This is a genomic window from Grimontia marina (genome assembly GCF_900060185.1).
Lineage (GTDB): Bacteria > Pseudomonadota > Gammaproteobacteria > Enterobacterales > Vibrionaceae > Enterovibrio > Enterovibrio marinus.
The window spans coordinates 40,040-57,590 of record NZ_FIZY01000002.1 but is presented as its reverse complement, the minus strand read 5'-3'; the positions used below and the strand labels follow the sequence as shown (position 1 = coordinate 57,590).

The following is a 17,551-nucleotide window of genomic DNA, read 5'->3' as shown; positions in this document are numbered from 1 at the left end:
TCAGTAATACAAATAATATAGGTAGTGGAAAAACAATGGGGCGGTGAACATAAGGCTATCTACCCTATCGAGAATACCGCCGTGACCTGGAATCAACTGGCTGGTGTCTTTGATTTGTAAATCACGCTTAACCGAAGAAATCACCAAATCACCAATGAATCCGCTGATCGAAATAATCAGTCCTGCCACGACACCCTGCAATGGCGTGAGTGGTGTCAGATAAGGGGCAATGAAATATGAGAGGGTAATGATGGTGATCCCCCCACCAATAAATCCTTCCCACGTTTTGTTTGGACTGACTTTGGGAACGATTTTGCGCTTCCCAAAACACTTTCCGCTGATGTATTGGCAAACATCATTTAACTGGGTGAAGATCAGGAGGAACAGCAACATTCCCAATGCACCGGCATCAGGGTTTTTAGAAGGAAGTACCAAGAGGTATGCCATATGGCTCAGGCAGAAAACGGTGAGCATCAAAGACCAATGAATCACGCCTGCAGAGCGGATAAAGCCCTTCGTATCTCCAATCAGCACTGCAACCATTGGTAGATAAAGAAACATATATACAGGGATGAAAATGATGTACATGCCATACCATCCGCTCCCCAGCCAATAGTAATTTAACGGGATAGAAAGGTACGCCCAGAACACAATTCGTCGGTCGGCAAGTCGAATAGGCACAATAGAGAGAAATTCTTTCAGTGCCATAAAGCTCAGAAAAGCAAAGAACACCAAGGTATATTGCAGCGGAAGAAACAGAGCAACAAAGACCAGCCCCACCATCCACCACCACGAGCGGATCCTCAGCTTCAACTCCAGAAAATCAGCGTTTGGATTAGTGCGTGACTTCCACAGGTAAATGAGTGTGCCCAAGACCAACGCCAGCAAAACTGCATACATTGCATGGAGAGAGTGAGGGAGTATTTCAGTCATGGTTTTCTCCTTCACTCCCTTCATTTTCCTTTGTCTTGTAGATGGTCAAAAGCCTTCTCCAGAAGGTGATGATACTGCCTAACAAAATGATGATAAGCGTGACATCAATAGCATTAACGGGCGCATCGAGGAAACTATCAGTGAGATTCTGGAGGAAAAGGATACTAAAGCCCGCTGTTAGCAGTGCCATTCTGTGTTGCTTTGCCATTGGGCCACCAAAGTCAGGTTTACATCCCATGCTGTTACCCAACACACGCACGTAAGCGGTTAAAACAGCCACTAATGCGCAGGCCCATGCCAGATACATTCCCCACTCAAGATAGGTAGCGAAGCCAGCAGCAATGAGGAAAAGGGGATCAGTAATCCTGTCTGGGACATCGTTGAAAAGTTCGCCGGCGGGTGTTTTTTTACCGCCTTCAATAGCGACCATGCCATCAAAAAGATTACAAAGCAGGCGGCACTGAATACAAAGCGCAGTGACCAAAAGCAGCACATCGCCTTCCCAGTAATGGTTGGCGAGCATGGCGGAAAAGCCCAGTAAGCCAAAAACAACGCTCATGACCGAAATTTGGTTCGGGGTGATGTTTTTACGATTGAGCCACGCCGCGACTTTTTGCACCACCCGGGAGTGGCGTACCGCCAATTCGCGTCGATTGGCTTCTTCTGCTTTGAAATCCATGCCAAACCTCTAAGAGTGAAGATCTTGGGAGTATATATTCTTGTTTCGTTTATCCCTCAGAATTATGCCTGATTTTGATCTTACTCTCTGGGGACTTGGTCGCTTTTTCCTGTAAACAATACAACGGCATAACGACCAAGTTCATCAAAGTAGCGCCAGCGGTTTTGTGGCTCTGCGGTAGGCTTGGATTGTCTTTTCATTGTCTGATGAAGAGTTCAAATCGCTACTCAACTGGAACTCTTTCTTCACCTTCAGGCAACAAGGAACAAGAAAGCGGAAATGCTTAGGCCTAACATGCGGGTCAGTAACTGGCTTTTGGTCGAATCTTTCTTGTAAGCAATAGTATTCGAGACAATTACAATGCTGATTGTGGCAAGCCCAAGAGCAACATAATGGTAGAGGCTTAAATATCTATATGTCCCTACTTCGGTACCAAAATGATAATGGGAGGTGCTGATAGCATAATCTAATAGAGAAAATCCATCGATGACAATGATGCATCCTCCCAGAAAGAGAGACACATAATTCAATATAAGCAAGAGCTTATTCATTAATACTCCACCGTTAATTTAAGATCTGCACCATAAAATAAAAATGATTTTGAAAAGTCCCCCATATGGTCTGTTAGATCGATGTATCCTGCTGAATCAGGAGTCTCTCCACCATGAATAGAAAAGCCACTTCGGTTTAACGTGTCTGTCACTTTGTCAAAGTGGTTAAAGGGGATGACTGGGTAAGAGCGTCAAGCTGTCTTAGATATCATGGAGAGCAACAGCGCACCAATCACGCTCCACATTCCCAGACAGTTGAACCACATAAATAAAGAGAATTTTTTTGATGTCGTAGAGACTCTTTTACGGATAAATGGATAGGAAATCCAATATCCATACAGACGTGTCGCTATGTTGGTGAAAAGCATACTCGCCCCATTGGCATGAAGCTTCTCGACGTCTTTTGATAACTGTTTATCGATGAAAACAATGCGTTGAGGATTACCTAAAGCAACAACTGCATTCATGATGGTTCCGGGAAGGGCCCACAATATGGCGTAGATTGCCAGTAAGCCAGTAACAACAATTCTCAAGCTCTCGAAATGTTCCATTAGAATATATCCTCAATGACGTCACCAGCCCAATCCCCAACGTCAACTACAGCCTCATACAAAACATCACCGACAGTTTTCCCAGCAGCTGTTCCGGCGATACCTCCAGCCGCACCACCAACAACGAAAGCTCCAACTGCAGCAACTGCCACGACAGGAGCAGCTGTCACTCCAGCAACGCCGAGTAAGAGAAGAACGCCTCCTGTTGCTACACTGCTACCAAGCGCTCCGCCACCCCATCCACCTGCAAAACCGAAGACTTCTCTCGTTGCAACTTTCCCACATTCGCCTTGGGAGTTAACCGAACAAGCGTCGTATATGTTGTTAGCACCGCTTGCAGCTCCAAGAGCTAATCCAACATAACCTAGCCCTCTGGATGCAGAAACCCCTTTTGAAATATTCGCCATACGTTTACCAAGGTTGGGAACAATACCTTTAGCGATAATTTCATCTGCATTGTGGATGATAGATTTGGTGGAGAGCCTTAAGTTCTTTTTGACCTGAACATAAGCTGGCACCTTCACATTACGTTTTGATAGTGCGGAGAAAGAACCGTCCAGCTTTCTTAATAATGCCGCTCGTTCCGCAATGAAAGGCCCGTAGTTAACTCCCCCAGTGCGGCTCGCAATAGCGACTTGAGAAACGTATAGGTCGTTAACCTCCAGCAGTATTCCATTGATGTTTTGTAGATGTTTTCCAACCCCAGAAGCCACAGCCCCAACACCCAATGAAGCATGCGCGTAAACATCAGAGGGAAGTCCATCCTCTTTAACAGTTTTTAATGTTTCCGACGCATAGTAGTCCAAGAGCTCAAAGTGACGGTTTACGGTAGCCACTGCGTCATCCGTCAGTTTTCCGAGCTCTTTACTTGCCGCTTTCGCTTCTTCAATCAGTGCATCAAGACGGCTTTTTTCTTCCTCGGTCTCTGGCTCTGCAGTGGGCAGGACAACAATCTCTCCCTGTCTGGCGGGGTTGTTCAAATGCTCATTGTATTTCTTGATAAGTTCCTGAATGTCGGTAGGTGTTTCGTCTGAAAACAGGTTGCCCCAGAACTGTTCCAATGGTTGGGTTTCTTCAATCTGACAATAGCCCAAATCGAACGCCAACTTGGCTTCTCCCCATGTTTTAACATTCACAACTGGCAACCCACTCTCCACCAATCGTTCATTGTTGATGGCTTTGAGTGTCGAGCCGGTTAACAGGCGTTCTTTATGGTCGTAGACGACATCAACAGGCGCATTGTAGGTTTTCGGTTTGTAGGGCTTCTTGGCGGCCGTTGTGGCTTTCTTGGCATTCAGCAGGGTCGGGATGTCTATCATCACGCCATGCTCGCTCAGCCATTGATCGTTCACATTACCCAGTTGTTCAATCGTGATTGGGCTGTCGAGATAGATAAGGTGCTGGTCAATAACGACTTTACTGTTGATTTTCCAGTAAAGCAGAATCGCGCCCTGATATTTATTCAGCCCTTGCTCACTGTTTAGGCTAAACGGCGTTGAACGTGTGGCCTGAAATGCCCAGCGGCCTTCACCGAGGATTTTGTATTCCTGAACCAGCTTCTTTTCGTGGAAATGGTAGAAATAACCTTCCGTCGGAAAGCCCAAACGGTCGCCTAGCTGAAGGGCAGGGATCACCGGAATAAACGCTTCCCGAACGGCGTCTGTGCCTTTGGGTTTTAGCTTTACAGGAGGCTGGTTACTCACGCCTTTTTCCGCGCTAGCGACTTTAGCGATAAGCTTGCGGGGCGTGTCGTCAGTTGTTTTGGCTGAGAAAATGGTGCCCGTTTCAGAAAGCTTGGTTTCCCAACTGACAATACTGGCTTCCTTTGGCGTTTTACCCAGCGCAAACTGACAGCCTACTTCGCTGGCAAGAACCTCTTCCGAGCAGGCGACTTCGAACAGGTATTCGTAATCTTGGGGCGGCTTTTCCTGTTTCTCCTCAACTTTGGCTTCAGGCGTGTAAGGCGCCTCAGCAGGGGCTTTAGATTCAGAACCCGAGCGTGAGGTAAATCCTTTGGCTTTCGTCCGTGAAGTCAGCGCAGATTTGGCTTCAGGAGAAAAGCTGGATTCAGCAGCCGGATTGACCTGCCAAACCTTATCACCCATTGAGTTGGTTGTTGATTTCAGTGCTGGGGTGACCGGCGAATCATTCAGTAATACATATTCGCCAGTTGCTAACTGAGATTGAAACTTTTGTATGGTGATGCCTTGAGGTAAAACGGCTTCCAATGCTCGTTCACCCAGCGTCGAAAATCCCCCTTCGACTTTGCCGAACTCGTACGATGCAAGTTCGGTCATTTTTATAACCCTGTACGCCACTGACCCTTCCCTGATGTGCTTTTGTTTTTGGTTAGATACCGAACAAACGGGGGCAGTACAACGGGTTGAAACCAAAACCGAAAGGCAGATCAAACAGGGGCAATTTCTTGCTCGAAAACGAGGGAAACAAAAAGGTTATATCTGGAGAAGAATACACTGGTGGCCTTGTTAAGTTGCCTCTCTCACATAATGTTTGTCGTGAGCACCTCTCTCCTACTAATCATCGGCAATAAGGATGACTTACACGGCAAGTCATCCTTTTTTGTAAAGCGTGAAAGCTTCCTCAGCAAAGTGTTAAATCTTCCCCTTTGCTCAGTATCTCGCTTCTAAACTGATGCCGCCAGAGGCTACATATCCTCTGACCATAATGTGATAACGGCCTTCTTGGGTGCTGTAAACCTCGCAGTTTTCATTGTTACGCCAAGCATATGGTCGGCAGTCCCATTCTGTGGTGGTGGGCTGTTCGCCAAAACGGGTGTACAAATCGGCATCGCCCGTACCACCGCTCATCATGATAGAGAGGCTTTTGCCCGCAGGCACATCAATGAAGAAATCCACTTCTTCTCCGGCAGCCACGTCAATACCGGTAACAGCTTCCCCGTTATTGAGCTCAATGCCTTCTACCGGAGGTGGACAATCATCACCACAGCCACCGTCTGTCAGACTGTAAGCCAGTTTGTTGACTGTTCCTCTCGGATCTTTGACTTTACCTACGCTCGCACGTTGGCTGATAAGCGCCGATAACTCGGCCGGAGACAGGGTATTGTTTTCCTGCAGATACAGAGCGGCGACACCAGCTACATGCGGGGTTGCCATTGAGGTTCCGCTGATTGTTTTATAACTGCCGTCATACCAGGCGGATTTAATCGAGGAGCCCGGAGCAAAGACATCGACACAGCTTCCCCAGTTTGAAAAACTCGAGCGCTTGTCACTGCTCATCGTAGAACCCACAGTGACGCCACTTGGCTCCCTTGCCGGTGAAGCGTTACACGCGTCAGCATCAGAGTTACCCGCAGCGAGCATGAAGCTCACTCCTTTCTCTACAGCGTTTGCAACAGCGCGGTCAAGCGCGATAGAGACCCCACCGCCCAAGCTCATGTTCGCAACAGAAGGGCCAGATGCATTCGCGGCAACCCAGTCAACGCCCGCAATCACACCCGACGTAGAACCAGAGCCTGAACAGCTCAAGACACGGACACCGACAATATTCACGTTCTTGGCGACACCATATTTTGTACCCCCAATGGTGCCCGCAACGTGCGTACCGTGCCCGTTACAGTCTGTTGAATCATCGTCGTTATCCACGAAGTCATAGCCTGATACCGCCCGGCCACCGAATTCAGGATGCGTAATCGTCACACCGGTATCAATCACGTAAGCGGTGACGCCGCTACCATCAAAGTCAGTGCTGTAATTGCCATCCAGCGGCAGGTCGCGCTGATCGATACGATCCAAACCCCAAATCGCATTGCTTTGGTTGGTGTCTTCTCCTTCAAGGGGATCGACCGAGATAATACGGTCCTGTTCAATCAGCTCCACTCTCTGATCTTGTCGTAACGCGTGGAGTTGCTCGGGTGACAATTCAGCCACAAAGCCACTGATAGAGCGATCAAAGACCTGATCGATGGTCAGCGCTTGCTCTGTTTCAATACTGGCGACAGCTTGCTCCGTGAAAGACTGAATCTCTTCCACGCTCCCCGTTTGGAAAAACGGCTGTTTGAGGATCACGATGTATCTGTCTTTTATCGCCTGATCGTCTGAGGCCACCACTAAGGGGGCCAGTTTCTGCGTTTCTATCGTCATCCCAAGATCTTTCTCAATGCCCAGATCTTCTTTGCTTTGTGCAAAACCCGACGTAGAGATAACCGCGAGTGAAACAGTGATATACCAACTGAGTTTGTTTATTAACATATTGATATTCCTATTTTATTTTAGTGATCAAGATGGCTGGTGACAATCAACAGCCTCTTGTCTCCGAAGCCCAGGAGCAAACTGGCTTCGGTTATCAATAAAAATATCTATATGATAATGCATCTCATTGCATAATTTGTTTGGGGAGAGAAAAGCACATTTGAGGTGACTGCGGAACATTCTGTTAAGGCGTTTCTTTTTCTTTCTTTTCTAATGACTACCATGTCTAAAATAGAAATTATTAACTATCCAAATGATGAATGTGTGCTATTAAATTTCATCTTTTTTGCTTTTGTTGCATATAAAGTGCTGGATTTGATTTGTTAGTCGGTGTCAGTCAGCGCTGACCGTTCCCTGCCGAGACTGGGCTAATTCAACCCAAAATCAGACACGAACTTGCTCTTAAGATACATATCGGTCGATTGCTTCAACCAGTTGGGGTTTTGCTTGAACCAGCTATCTAGAAGCGGCATCACCTGCTGCTCTGTCATGCCCGCATGAACGTCTGACGAATAGAGCAAGCGGAGCAAAGTGATATCCAGCGTTGTCATCACATTGTTTTTAGAGCCATCGTTAAAAATGGAAGGGAAGACTTTGTCAGAGTCATTCGGCAGGCCCATCACCTGAGTCAGCTCCTCCACCACACAGGCGAAGAGCTTACCGCGTTCGCGGGCGAGATCGACAGGAATGACAATCAGTGCTTCTTTGATTTCCGTCTTGGGCGAGACGGAAAGATGCGCCATGCAGATGGCACCATGAAAAGGAAAGTTTTCCTGTGTCGGCCACAATTCACGGGTTTCATTCTGCCAGCGGCTCTGGCGGGTAAACACCATGCGGATGTTGGCATTTTCCGGAGAATTCACCACCTTGATGTCATGCCCTGTTGCCCTCACCAAATCGTCAATCTGGTTGTTGGCCAGCATGCCATGAAGTTCCTTATCGCCCACACGGTGGTCAATATAGATACGGATCGGTTTTTGCCACTTACGGACAGGGTGCTCGTCACTGTCATATTCATTGCTGAGGGCAATCAGTTTAAACGCCCTTTTGACATACTCTGGGTCATCCCATTTCGCCAGAGCAGGGGCAGACAGCAGAGACAGCATCAGCCCCCAGATAACAATTCGCATTTGGCTCTCCATGGCCCAGTCAGAAACGTCGGCGTTATAACGACGGCATAATATGAATAATGACAATCAGTGGGTAAAGTTTCCAGTTGGAAGGTAAGATGTCCAGATTCCATCGTCCAAAACATATTTGTTTGGGAGGTGCGGGTAGCGCAAGAGGAGCCCGTATGAGTAAACTTTGCGTCACTCTTGGAGCCGAATCTACTGAAGCGATATTGCGCTCAACGCAAACTATTTCAGGTGGTTTTGGGACAGCTGTGATTGGCCCAGCACTGCAACAACGAGAATGAAGCCGTTTTCCTTGGTGTAGTAAGCAGTATGTTTGCCAATGTGGAAATAGAAGCCATTCTGGTAAATTTCGCTGCAGCTTCTTCCCATATCTGGGTTGTCAGCTAACATCTGAAACCCAGAAAGCAGTATTTCTCTGTAATTGTGCCACTGCAGTTCAGAAAAGTTTTCGACGGTGTAGCTTTTTATTTTGAGTAAATGGGATTGAGCTAACTGACTTAACTTATATTTATTATTTATCATATAATTACAGTGAACTTAGAAAGCTTTCCCCGTCGACAGTTTTACCGCTGTTGAGCTCTTCTTTGGCTGAATGAAAGCAGTGCTTGAGGTATTCGACTTTCATAGCTTCAAGCTCTTCAAAGTCCCTGATAGACATGACGACAACAGCGTCTTTACTGTTTTTACTGATTTTCACTGGTTCCCGCTGAGCGCTCAGAAGTAACTCTCCAAAATTACGCTTGGCGTCATTTGCTGTTAGTGTCTGCATGATCGAGCTCCAATTTGAAAGTACAGTCAGAGTATAACTTGTCGCACTAAATGTGCAATTTGATTAAATCGTGCGATCTGGGTGATATTTAAGCGTTATCCATTGGCTTTTTTCCAAGTGGGTATAGAAGAAGGTTTATACGTGGTAACTAAATCTAAGCCATAAATCTGTATTAATCCGTTGCTCTTTCACTCTGCAATAAAGAGTTCAAGGTACTGACTGAGGTTGGGAGCAAGCCCACTTTCAAGCCAAATGGCTTAAATGCTTTGTTCAATATGTCCGTCTTATAACTGCCCCTATCGTTCTCAATGTCCGAAAGCGTTTTTCGAGAAATGTCGACCAGTTTGGCGAACACATCTTGCTTTAATCCCAGCACATCTATCCTAAGCGCCTTTAAGGCTTGCCCTTGGGTTAATTCCCCGAACAGCAATTGCTTGATGATTCGGTTGGCAACATTTTTGCGCTCAGCTGCATTAACCGGTGTCTTGTTCTTTGACACCCTTTGAGTCGCCCGAGAGTTTGAAACGGTCTTTTGTGTGGCTTCATTGATATCTGATTGAACTTGTGAAAGCTGTGATCGGTTGGCTTTCAGGCGAGCGACGGTCGCTCTAGCTGATTCGTTAAGTAACGGTTTGTTTGTGCTCATCGAAGCCCCCACTTAGCCAGTTTGTCAGAGATATGGTTGAACCCAATACCCGGTAGTTCGAGAATTTTTTCAGGTACCCCTTTTGCTGCCAGTCTTTGCTTTAAACCCATACATTGGGCCGCCGTATCACGCAGTGCTTGAAGCAAGTTTTCGCTAGGTACCAGGTCAGACAAAGTGTTTGCTATTCCAACAAAATCATAGGTTCCACCAACCTCTAGCGGTGCCTTCCATTTGGTTGTTCTTGGTATACCCGATGGGTCTGCTTTCATTGGCGCAAAGTCGTAAATGGGCGCGAGTTTGATGTAACCATTTCCTTTGAGAAATGAAGTATTACGCCCATGGTTATCGCTGTTTCCGAAGAGGATATTGAGAAGATCTCTTTTAACCCATTCGATAACGAATGCCTGAATATCAAAGTGATATCCTTGGTTCGTCACCATATGACTCTGAGTGATTTTATCGATGAGTGCTCTGATGGTTTCTTCATGGTAAATGGTAACACCAGCACTTTTACCCAAGATGGAATAGAGCGATTCCATGCCAAATCTTTCGATTTGCCCTTCAGAGTTATAGCGAATGTCAAAGCGAGGCAGCCACAATGAGGGGTAGTGCGATCCTTCTTCCAGGCGCATGTGCTCGACTGGGATAGTGTCAAACCCCATTTCTGTCAGTTCATGATAGTAATGAAACTCTGCGCGGAGAATATCGCAGTCTATGATACTTCTTGAGCCACGAGGGTATTTAACCAAATAGTGCAAATCCCGATTGCTGTTGTTGTCCTGATAAGGGTCTATCCATATTTTCCAGTGAATTGGATTATCTTCGATAGCCGCGCGAAGAAGGAGCTTGGGCGCTTCTCCCCCTGCACCTGTTGCACCGCCTGCCGCAGCACCTCTCTGTTGGGCGTAATCTAGAAAGTCACTGGCGCGGCTTTTCACATCTTCCACCGAGAAGAACAGATTATCGGCAAGATCAAAACGATCTGGGAGAGAGTCTTTGACTCTAAGGTTGCCAACAGGACACATGGTGCCATACCTCAACAAGACGTAGTCTTGCTCGGCAGGGGGAAGATCTTCAATGTCTAATTGCTTAACCCAGTATTGCCTGCTGGCACCACTGGGCATGATGTCGTCGAGAAACTTCAACCAACCGGACTCTCCCTTATCATCAAAGAAAAAAGCGACTGGATGATTGATGGAAACTGCGTGCAGGTCATCTTTTTCAAAATGATCAATCGCATAGTCCTGCAAATAGTCAACAGCGGTGACTTTGTAGTTGTGTTGGTCACTTTCAGGGAATGAAATGATGGCGATATCGAGCCATTGTTCATTGATAAATGCCTGAATCGTCAGTTGTTCCATCATCATTACCCCGGAGTTCACTAATGGGTGTTAATTTACGCATAAACTCACCAAAACTCAATTAATGAGTATTTATCTACTCAAAAGTAGATGCCTGACTTAGATTGTAGTGAAAAGCTCTCAGAGAAAAAGACGATGCGCAAAAAAACGAGTAGATAGTTACTCGTAATATTAGCAATAAACATTTAATGAGTGATTAATTACTCTTTAATCAGTGATTTCATTAAATCGAGCGATTTGGGTGATGTTTGAGCGACCAACATCAGCTCTTATCCCCTAGTGGGTATAAATGAAGATTTATCCCCGGTAAGGGATAATGAAGATAATCCTTTGTATTTCCGAATTAAGAGGGCGTAAAACCGGGCCCTTTGAAGACTTTCACGGGGTTGCCTCTTTCCAGCTCCCAGTGCTGCTGCCTCCGGGTTTTGGTTTGTGCAGAGATCTTAAATAACCCATACCTATACATTCACTCACTCCCTTAACCCGCAGTTTGAGCATGCGCTTTATGGCCTGGTGCGGATCATCAACGGGCTTGGCGTACCTTATTTCATTGTCGGAACCACCGCCCGTGATGTGGTGCTTTACGGTATTCATGGCTACCCGCCAATCCGCGCTACCCGGAGTATTGATAATGTCATTTTGGTCGACAGCAGGGACGCTTTTCATGAAACTCGAGAGAGGCTGGTAGCCACAACTTCTAAGTTGTTCGTAACATGATGTACAACATTAAAGTTGTTATCTGAGCATTTTACAACTAATGTGTTGTTTATTACAGCTGGTACAACGATAGAGTTGTTTGAGGTGTGTGGTGAAGAATATTAATGAAATTGCAGCGTTGCTCATTGAGCAACGTAAAAAGCTGGGTATCGAGCAAAAAGATATGTACATGCGAATTGGCATGAAGCAGCAACAGTATCAACGCATTGAAGCCGGCAATGACGTGAAACTTTCGACCTTACTCAGAGTGCTGGAAGGGTTGGATTTGGAACTCTCGATAGTGCCTAAGGGAAGAAAAGCAGCATCTACCTCAGTCGAAACGGCAGCAGATAGTCAAAGCGCACTTGGTAAAGGCAAAAATGAGCTAGCGGATGACTCAGATGACCTGAATTTTTGGTTTGGTTCAGGGAATGGATCATGAGCAGGCAAACCGAAAAAGTTGAAGGTTTAAACATTCAACTACACGGTATCGATGTGGCTGTGATTACGCATTATGCCGGTGGGAAAAATATACTGACCTTCAATCCTGAATTTGCCTCGATGCCAGCGGATAAACGACCTGTTTTTACCTTGAGGCAACTGCGCGATCCTGGTTATTTAAGTAAGCCTCAGATCCGGACCGACAAAATCCCACCTGTATTGTCCAACCTGCTGCCAGAAGGAGCATTGAGAGAACTGACAGCCAAAGCGCTCCAATGCCACGTAAACAATGAATTCTCAATCCTTGCTTATTTAGGCGCTAACTTGCCAGGCGCAATCATCGCTAAGCCAATAAAAGCAGGAGGTTTACCTGCCTGGGCACTGGAGCAGCGATTATCGACAGAGCCGCAGCAAATCAATGTGAAACACGCGGATACCAAGTTTTCATTAGCTGGCGTTCAGATGAAGTTTTCCTCATCACACCTAGATGGCCGATACCATATCGATCAGGAAATTTCTGATGATATGTGGATTATAAAAACCCCTTCTACTGTCCACAAAGGTGTTCCTGTCAATGAATATACCTGCATGAGGTTAGCTGAAGCGGCGGGGGCAGATATTCCGGAAATTCGGCTAATCAAACTGAATGAACTTGAGGGGCTGCCTAGTATTAAACTGCCGGATGAGCAACATGCCTATGGCATAAAGCGGTTCGACCGTAACGAGAAGGGGCGAATACATACGGAAGATTTTGCTCAAGTGTTTGGCCTTTATCCATCGGATAAATATCAAAGGGTTAACTATGAGCAACTAGGCAGCGTGCTCTATCAATCCAGCTCTGAACGATTGAAAGACATTCAGCAGATGGCAAGAAGGCTACTGATTAACATCTTGCTAGGAAACGGCGATGCACACCTTAAAAACTGGACGTTGATTTATAGCGATGCTTACTCTCCGCGCTTATCGCCCCTTTATGACGTGGTATTCACCTCTCCGTATATTGAAAATGACAGCCTTGCGTTGAACATGGTAGGTACCAGAAATTGGTTTGAAATCACCATGGAGCATTTTGAATTTTGGGCCAAGAAAGCAGGAGTGCCATGGGTTGCGATTAAGCCACACCTGATTGATGTGATGAACTTAGCTCGGAAAGACTGGCCTGAAATGCTTCAAAAACTCCCCATGGATACTGAGCATAAAGACGCTTTGAAGAAGCATTGGAAACGATTGGGTATCGACTTCAAGTTCGCATAAGCGAATCCTCTACTGTTCGAATGACCGGATTCAATCAGTGATTTATTTAGGTTAAGGGGTTCATGACACTGCTTTAAGCAGAAAGAATGCCAGTGGCTAGAGAGTCACTGACATTATGATGGGAAATATAACTGTTGAACTATTGCAATCACTTGATGATATCGGCATTAAAAATTTGCGGGTATCCCCGCTTTGGGCTTGAGCTCTGTCAGGTCTCTTGACCCATAGCTACTCAATCGCATTGCCGCCCCAGCGCTCAAGGGCAGTGTGAAGGTTATCAACCGTATACTCATATTCATCAAGACCGTCTTGTTTATAGACGGTGTGATTGCTGAGGTATTCCTCTGCGAGTTTGTCGACCTGTACTTTTTCTTCATCGGTGAGTAATTTGGCGGCTTCTTTGTCAAACACCTCGAAAGTGTCATCAAAGTCTGACATTGCAGTGGCTGTTGCTCTCAAATAGGTCGAGCCGAGCATTTTGTCGTCATAGCTCCATGCATCATCAATGTCTGGCAGTTCTGAAAGCATGAAGCCCAAACTTGAAACCTTTGAAGCATCACCTTTGTCAATCAGTGTCTGCAATATGCCCATTCCACCTTCGATGTCTCCACTTTTTACTGCCCTCACACCTTTATACCAAATGGCCTCGTGATACCCCCCACGCGCAGCGGCCTCGTAAAGCTTCGCGACTTCTTTTTCTCGGCTACCGGGAAGGAAAAACCAGCTTTCGCCGCTTTCATAACGACGTGCTAACTTCCATTGGGCTTTTGGATATCCGGCATAAGCCGCTGTCTTAAGTAGGCTCATTTCGTCGTATTCTTCGATAGGGGTTGCATACCCCTGCATCTGCAATGCAAGGGGGTTATTCTTGTCAGCGTGCGGAGAAAGAATATTTTGAATGGTGTTTCGCCAATATTTTTTTTGCGGACTAATGCTACGAGGCATTGTTAACCCAATCATTGCCATTAGGTGACCATTTTCTGCAGCGAGTTTTTTAAATTTGTACTCTTTATCACTCATTAGGTAGCGATTTAAGTGCCCCGCATTTGCAATCAGATAGTACGCGGCCGAATACCCACTTTCCCCGGCTTGCAGCAAATAAGGCTCGGCTTCCTCAAATTTGTCCTGGAAATGGAGAATTTTACCTTTTTCATAGGCTTGGGCGGGGGTGAGCGTCTCGGCGTTAGCTGGAGATAACGCTGTTAACATCAGCATCAAGAGTACCCAAATATTTCTTATTACAGGTTTAGCAAACTCGGGCATAGCAAATGGCGTCCTCTTTTTCAGACAATGGTTAAGGCTAAATGCGTATTTTGCCATCAAATTGTCGTTGCAGGTCGGCAAATACTTCATTTCGGAGTTCACCTTCACGCAGTTTAATGCTTTCGTATTGGGCGATAGTCAAATCGCGAAAATGATAGGGGCTATATCCAAAAGTGAGTCTTCTATATTCTCTTGCTAAGCCCTCTTTGCCCTCGCCAGTAATCATAACGCGCTGATTTAGCATCGCTTCCACTCGGTCACAATTAACCATAAAATCAAGCTCCCGCTGCGCTTTCAGTTCATGGTTGCCCTGCATGCGGCTTAGCGCCTCTTCCACTTGCCGCAATACCGGCTGGCGTTGTGTTGGGTATCTTGCCCAGATGTCATGCAGCCACATAAAAATTTTCATCAGCGCAATTTGTTGCATGGCGAGAACGTCATCCTTTTCGAATTTCGTTATCTCTTGCCCGTCAATATTTTCATTTATGCCAAACGCCTCTGGCTCTGTCAGCAGCGTCTCAATCAAAGGGGCGAGCCCTTCCGGCACCATCATCTGTATCCAGGGTTTCATTGCGTCTTCATTGCCAATGGTGAAGACATGGGCCACGATAGGCGCGGGGCTGCTTTGGAATATCGTCATGATTTTGTCCCAGCTGTCTTTGCCTTTGGCCAGGAACAAACCCACCTGCATTTGAGAAAGCAAACAGGCGCGGCTGAAGGTGGAGAGTGCCTGAAAAGTTTCATCATCCGCAATGTTCACGGGGTGGTAGTTAGCCTGACGCAATATACGCTGGAATTGCCACACCCATGCGCCTATTGCCTCTGGCATGATTTCCCCGTCTATCACCAGTTTGGCTGCATGGCCCACCTGAAAGCGCAGATAAAGCTTTTCTTTCACATAGCGCAGGGAGAGCGGCACCAAGTGGCTGACCTCAGCACCCACCTCGGCCCCGAGACTGCCCTTGAGGGTGGTCAGCATTTTTACATCTTTGGGCACAATGAAATCCGGCACGCCGATACCGTCATCGACACTGCTTGGCAAAAACCAATCCAGATAACAGGCCATTTCTACCCCGACATTGGCTTCTAAGCTGAGTTTGACCTCTTTGTCTTTTAAGGTAGTGAAAGGTCTTAGCCCTTCCGGGGTCAACGATATGTTTTGCTCGCTGGCCAAGCTTGCACCTGCAAATCCGTAAGCCTTGAGGTAAAGCCGCGTTCGTAGTAAGCCGGGTTTAAAGGGAAAAGAAAAGGTTTTACCTGCGCTTTTGTCGTGCGCTTCCAGTGTCAGCACGAGCTCTTTATTCTGTTTTATTTCTGACTCTTCCGGGAAGGAGAGATAAGGCTTCCCGGTAGCGGCACCTATCAGGTTCAGCTCTCCCCGTGCAGCCGCCAGTGTGTATTTGGCTTCAACCTTGTGGACACTTTTGAGTGATTCATCAGATTGTTCACCTGTCTTGGTTGTACCGGTGTAATCGATTATTTTCTCATAGGTATAATTCGAGACCCGGCCAATTTCACCTTTGCCCTGTTGAGTACTGAACCTGAAGTATTGCGCCTGATAACTGCTATCAAAAGGGTCTAGCCGTTTTTTGATAAAGTCTCGATACACCACGCCTCTCACGGCATCATTCCATACACTGGGATCTGCCTGAAGGCTCGCGACTTCGATGTTTTGCTTTGCAAGGGCGGCATGGAAGGCATCAGGGTGAAACAGGCCATGCTCGTCAAACCACTTACTTTCAATCTTAAGCGGAGTAGCCAGCCCTTGGTTGAGAATGCGCTGAAAAGCGCTGTCGCTGTCTTGTCGGGAGGTGAAGCTGACATTCACTGGCTGACCGGCCTCGCTCTGGTGTGGGATATCGGCCAAGCTCATGTAGCGAAGCTGTGCGGAGGGCGCTGTCTCTGCCCCCGGTTTTGGCGCGCCGAGTAGAAACTCGCGCAGGGGAAAGTCATCTTTCACCAGTTGTTGTACAGGCTTTTCTTTGTAATCGGTCACATCCCAGACAAGTAAGAGCTGATGCTGTGACGCCAACTGATGCGCCAGGTTATAAAGACGGTTGGCCTCTTTTTGCAGAACTTTCAGTTTTTCATATTCGTCTTTCAAGATGGACGAGGGGGGGATGTTCCGGTAATCCGCTGCTTTTGCCAAGGTTTTCAGACGCTGGCGTAATGCATCTTCCAGCGTTTCTTCTTCCTTTCTCAGGGCAAAGTATTGCGCTAACAGGGCCATGCCGTCTCCACCACTCAGTGATAATGCGCACTCGGGGACGGCCACGCCTAAGGCTTGAAGGTCGGTGATGCAATTTGAAAGCCTGTGCAGCGAACTACTTTTTTCAGCCAGTTGTTTTTCGGCCTCGATGTAGTTCATGGGGTCCGGCCAGAGCATATGGGGTGCGTACTGGGTGATGAATGCTTTGTGCGCTTCCAGTGCTTTTTTAAGCGCGGCTACTTGGTCATCTGGCGGTATATCTTTGTTTTTTGCAAAAGCTTTCTTAGCAGCGTCATAGGCTTTTAGCAGAGACTGAATTTTGCTTTCTCTCGGTGTAAACAACTGCCCTTTGTTGTAGGTGTAGCCATGCTTCTTGTCGGTGGCGATATCGATGGCTTTGTCTTCTAAAGCTCTTTGCTCGATGTAATACCCGTGACGTTTACGGGATTCAGTAAGCAACTCTGCCCTTCCTCTAGGCAATGGTTGCTCCAGCAAGGAGAGGATCTCGTCGTAGCGCGCTTTATCTTGCTTAGAGAGAAACTCGGGAATCGCGGCGATGGTAAACCCTTGAGAAATCCCTGAAAGCGCTTTTGCCTTGTGATCGCTTCCTTTCACGCCTGCCAGTTTATCTTCTGCGGTTTGAATGTAGCTGCTCGCTTCTTCGGTCAGCAAATAGAATGTGTGGCTGTTCACGATGTAGATAATGTCGTGGTATTGAACCGGCGTTTTATCGGGCTCGCACACTTTCGGCGGAAGCGGCGCAATGGGGCACGCTCCCCTTGTAGGGATAGAGGGCGACTCAGGCAGTTCGATGACCGTGGGCTTGTCCATTT

At 46.9% G+C, this 17,551-nt stretch carries 16 protein-coding genes; 2 read left to right on the top strand and 14 right to left on the bottom strand.

Features of this window, described 5'->3' with window-relative positions:
* The 12 genes from GMA8713_RS01810 to GMA8713_RS27215 all read right to left on the bottom strand — a co-directional run bounded on the left by GMA8713_RS01810 (nt 1) and on the right by GMA8713_RS27215 (nt 11,521).
* Nucleotides 1–933: a phosphatidate cytidylyltransferase gene (locus GMA8713_RS01810; RefSeq protein WP_062705174.1), complete on the bottom strand. Its 933-nt coding sequence runs from the start codon at nt 931–933 to the stop codon at nt 1–3.
* Complete coding sequence (locus GMA8713_RS01805; RefSeq protein ID WP_062705172.1) at nt 926–1,612, bottom strand: CDP-alcohol phosphatidyltransferase family protein; 687 nt, start codon at nt 1,610–1,612, stop codon at nt 926–928. Before GMA8713_RS01805 ends, GMA8713_RS01810 begins: the two co-directional genes overlap by 8 nt.
* Nucleotides 1,613–1,863: 251 nt before the next feature.
* The gene (locus GMA8713_RS01800) at nt 1,864–2,163 is read right to left on the bottom strand and encodes a hypothetical protein (protein ID WP_062705170.1); all 300 of its coding nucleotides are present in this window, start codon (nt 2,161–2,163) and stop codon (nt 1,864–1,866) included.
* A gap of 191 nt (nt 2,164–2,354) precedes the next feature.
* A complete protein-coding gene (locus GMA8713_RS01795; protein WP_062705169.1) occupies nt 2,355–2,714 on the bottom strand; it encodes a hypothetical protein in 360 nt (119 codons plus the stop codon).
* Entirely contained in the window at nt 2,714–5,011 is a 2,298-nt protein-coding gene (locus GMA8713_RS01790; RefSeq protein WP_062705167.1) for a hypothetical protein, read from the bottom strand. The genes GMA8713_RS01795 and GMA8713_RS01790 overlap by 1 nt, the downstream gene beginning before the upstream one ends.
* A gap of 333 nt (nt 5,012–5,344) precedes the next feature.
* Nucleotides 5,345–6,943 carry a S8 family peptidase gene (locus GMA8713_RS01785; protein WP_062705165.1) on the bottom strand — a complete coding sequence of 533 codons (1,599 nt, stop codon included), beginning with the start codon at nt 6,941–6,943 and terminating at the stop codon, nt 5,345–5,347.
* Between the two features lie 368 nt (nt 6,944–7,311).
* Nucleotides 7,312–8,073 carry a DUF2927 domain-containing protein gene (locus GMA8713_RS01780; protein WP_062705163.1) on the bottom strand — a complete coding sequence of 254 codons (762 nt, stop codon included), beginning with the start codon at nt 8,071–8,073 and terminating at the stop codon, nt 7,312–7,314.
* A 228-nt stretch (nt 8,074–8,301) separates the two neighbouring features.
* The gene (locus GMA8713_RS01775; protein WP_062705162.1) at nt 8,302–8,601 is read right to left on the bottom strand and encodes a type II toxin-antitoxin system RelE/ParE family toxin; all 300 of its coding nucleotides are present in this window, start codon (nt 8,599–8,601) and stop codon (nt 8,302–8,304) included.
* A 4-nt stretch (nt 8,602–8,605) separates the two neighbouring features.
* The gene (locus tag GMA8713_RS01770) at nt 8,606–8,848 is read right to left on the bottom strand and encodes a type II toxin-antitoxin system Phd/YefM family antitoxin (protein ID WP_062705160.1); all 243 of its coding nucleotides are present in this window, start codon (nt 8,846–8,848) and stop codon (nt 8,606–8,608) included.
* A 172-nt stretch (nt 8,849–9,020) separates the two neighbouring features.
* Complete coding sequence (locus tag GMA8713_RS01765) at nt 9,021–9,494, bottom strand: helix-turn-helix transcriptional regulator (RefSeq protein ID WP_062705158.1); 474 nt, start codon at nt 9,492–9,494, stop codon at nt 9,021–9,023.
* Nucleotides 9,491–10,855: a type II toxin-antitoxin system HipA family toxin gene (locus GMA8713_RS01760; RefSeq protein WP_062705355.1), complete on the bottom strand. Its 1,365-nt coding sequence runs from the start codon at nt 10,853–10,855 to the stop codon at nt 9,491–9,493. Before GMA8713_RS01760 ends, GMA8713_RS01765 begins: the two co-directional genes overlap by 4 nt.
* Before the next feature lie 378 nt (nt 10,856–11,233).
* Nucleotides 11,234–11,521 carry a hypothetical protein gene (locus GMA8713_RS27215; RefSeq protein ID WP_062705156.1) on the bottom strand — a complete coding sequence of 96 codons (288 nt, stop codon included), beginning with the start codon at nt 11,519–11,521 and terminating at the stop codon, nt 11,234–11,236.
* 142 nt (nt 11,522–11,663) lie between these two features.
* On the opposite strand from GMA8713_RS27215, the gene GMA8713_RS01750 reads away from it, so the two are divergent.
* Nucleotides 11,664–11,993, top strand: coding sequence for a helix-turn-helix domain-containing protein (locus tag GMA8713_RS01750; protein WP_062705353.1), 330 nt, complete (start codon nt 11,664–11,666; stop codon nt 11,991–11,993).
* Complete coding sequence (locus GMA8713_RS01745) at nt 11,990–13,246, top strand: type II toxin-antitoxin system HipA family toxin (protein ID WP_062705154.1); 1,257 nt, start codon at nt 11,990–11,992, stop codon at nt 13,244–13,246. Before GMA8713_RS01750 ends, GMA8713_RS01745 begins: the two co-directional genes overlap by 4 nt.
* A 228-nt stretch (nt 13,247–13,474) precedes the next feature.
* Here the strand turns inward: GMA8713_RS01745 and GMA8713_RS01740 are convergent, their stop codons facing one another.
* Nucleotides 13,475–14,566, bottom strand: a complete 1,092-nt coding sequence (locus GMA8713_RS01740) for an SEL1-like repeat protein (RefSeq protein WP_062705152.1) — start codon at nt 14,564–14,566, stop codon at nt 13,475–13,477.
* Nucleotides 14,547–17,549 (bottom strand): hypothetical protein, encoded by a 3,003-nt coding sequence (locus tag GMA8713_RS01735; protein WP_062705150.1) that lies wholly within the window; start codon nt 17,547–17,549, stop codon nt 14,547–14,549. Before GMA8713_RS01735 ends, GMA8713_RS01740 begins: the two co-directional genes overlap by 20 nt.
* Nucleotides 17,550–17,551: the final 2 nt, after the last annotated feature.

What these genes read in the sequence shown, in the direction of transcription:
- GMA8713_RS01810 (WP_062705174.1), bottom strand. Translation starts at nt 933, where the DNA reads ATGACTGAAATACTCCCTCACTCTCTCCATGCAATGTATGCAGTTTTG.
- GMA8713_RS01805 (WP_062705172.1), bottom strand. Translation starts at nt 1,612, where the DNA reads ATGGATTTCAAAGCAGAAGAAGCCAATCGACGCGAATTGGCGGTACGC.
- GMA8713_RS01800 (WP_062705170.1), bottom strand. Translation starts at nt 2,163, where the DNA reads ATGAATAAGCTCTTGCTTATATTGAATTATGTGTCTCTCTTTCTGGGA.
- GMA8713_RS01795 (WP_062705169.1), bottom strand. Translation starts at nt 2,714, where the DNA reads ATGGAACATTTCGAGAGCTTGAGAATTGTTGTTACTGGCTTACTGGCA.
- GMA8713_RS01790 (WP_062705167.1), bottom strand. Translation starts at nt 5,011, where the DNA reads ATGACCGAACTTGCATCGTACGAGTTCGGCAAAGTCGAAGGGGGATTT.
- GMA8713_RS01785 (WP_062705165.1), bottom strand. Translation starts at nt 6,943, where the DNA reads ATGTTAATAAACAAACTCAGTTGGTATATCACTGTTTCACTCGCGGTT.
- GMA8713_RS01780 (WP_062705163.1), bottom strand. Translation starts at nt 8,073, where the DNA reads ATGCGAATTGTTATCTGGGGGCTGATGCTGTCTCTGCTGTCTGCCCCT.
- GMA8713_RS01775 (WP_062705162.1), bottom strand. Translation starts at nt 8,601, where the DNA reads ATGATAAATAATAAATATAAGTTAAGTCAGTTAGCTCAATCCCATTTA.
- GMA8713_RS01770 (WP_062705160.1), bottom strand. Translation starts at nt 8,848, where the DNA reads ATGCAGACACTAACAGCAAATGACGCCAAGCGTAATTTTGGAGAGTTA.
- GMA8713_RS01765 (WP_062705158.1), bottom strand. Translation starts at nt 9,494, where the DNA reads ATGAGCACAAACAAACCGTTACTTAACGAATCAGCTAGAGCGACCGTC.
- GMA8713_RS01760 (WP_062705355.1), bottom strand. Translation starts at nt 10,855, where the DNA reads ATGGAACAACTGACGATTCAGGCATTTATCAATGAACAATGGCTCGAT.
- GMA8713_RS27215 (WP_062705156.1), bottom strand. Translation starts at nt 11,521, where the DNA reads ATGAAAAGCGTCCCTGCTGTCGACCAAAATGACATTATCAATACTCCG.
- GMA8713_RS01745 (WP_062705154.1), top strand. Translation starts at nt 11,990, where the DNA reads ATGAGCAGGCAAACCGAAAAAGTTGAAGGTTTAAACATTCAACTACAC.
- GMA8713_RS01740 (WP_062705152.1), bottom strand. Translation starts at nt 14,566, where the DNA reads ATGGCAAAATACGCATTTAGCCTTAACCATTGTCTGAAAAAGAGGACG.
- GMA8713_RS01735 (WP_062705150.1), bottom strand. Translation starts at nt 17,549, where the DNA reads ATGGACAAGCCCACGGTCATCGAACTGCCTGAGTCGCCCTCTATCCCT.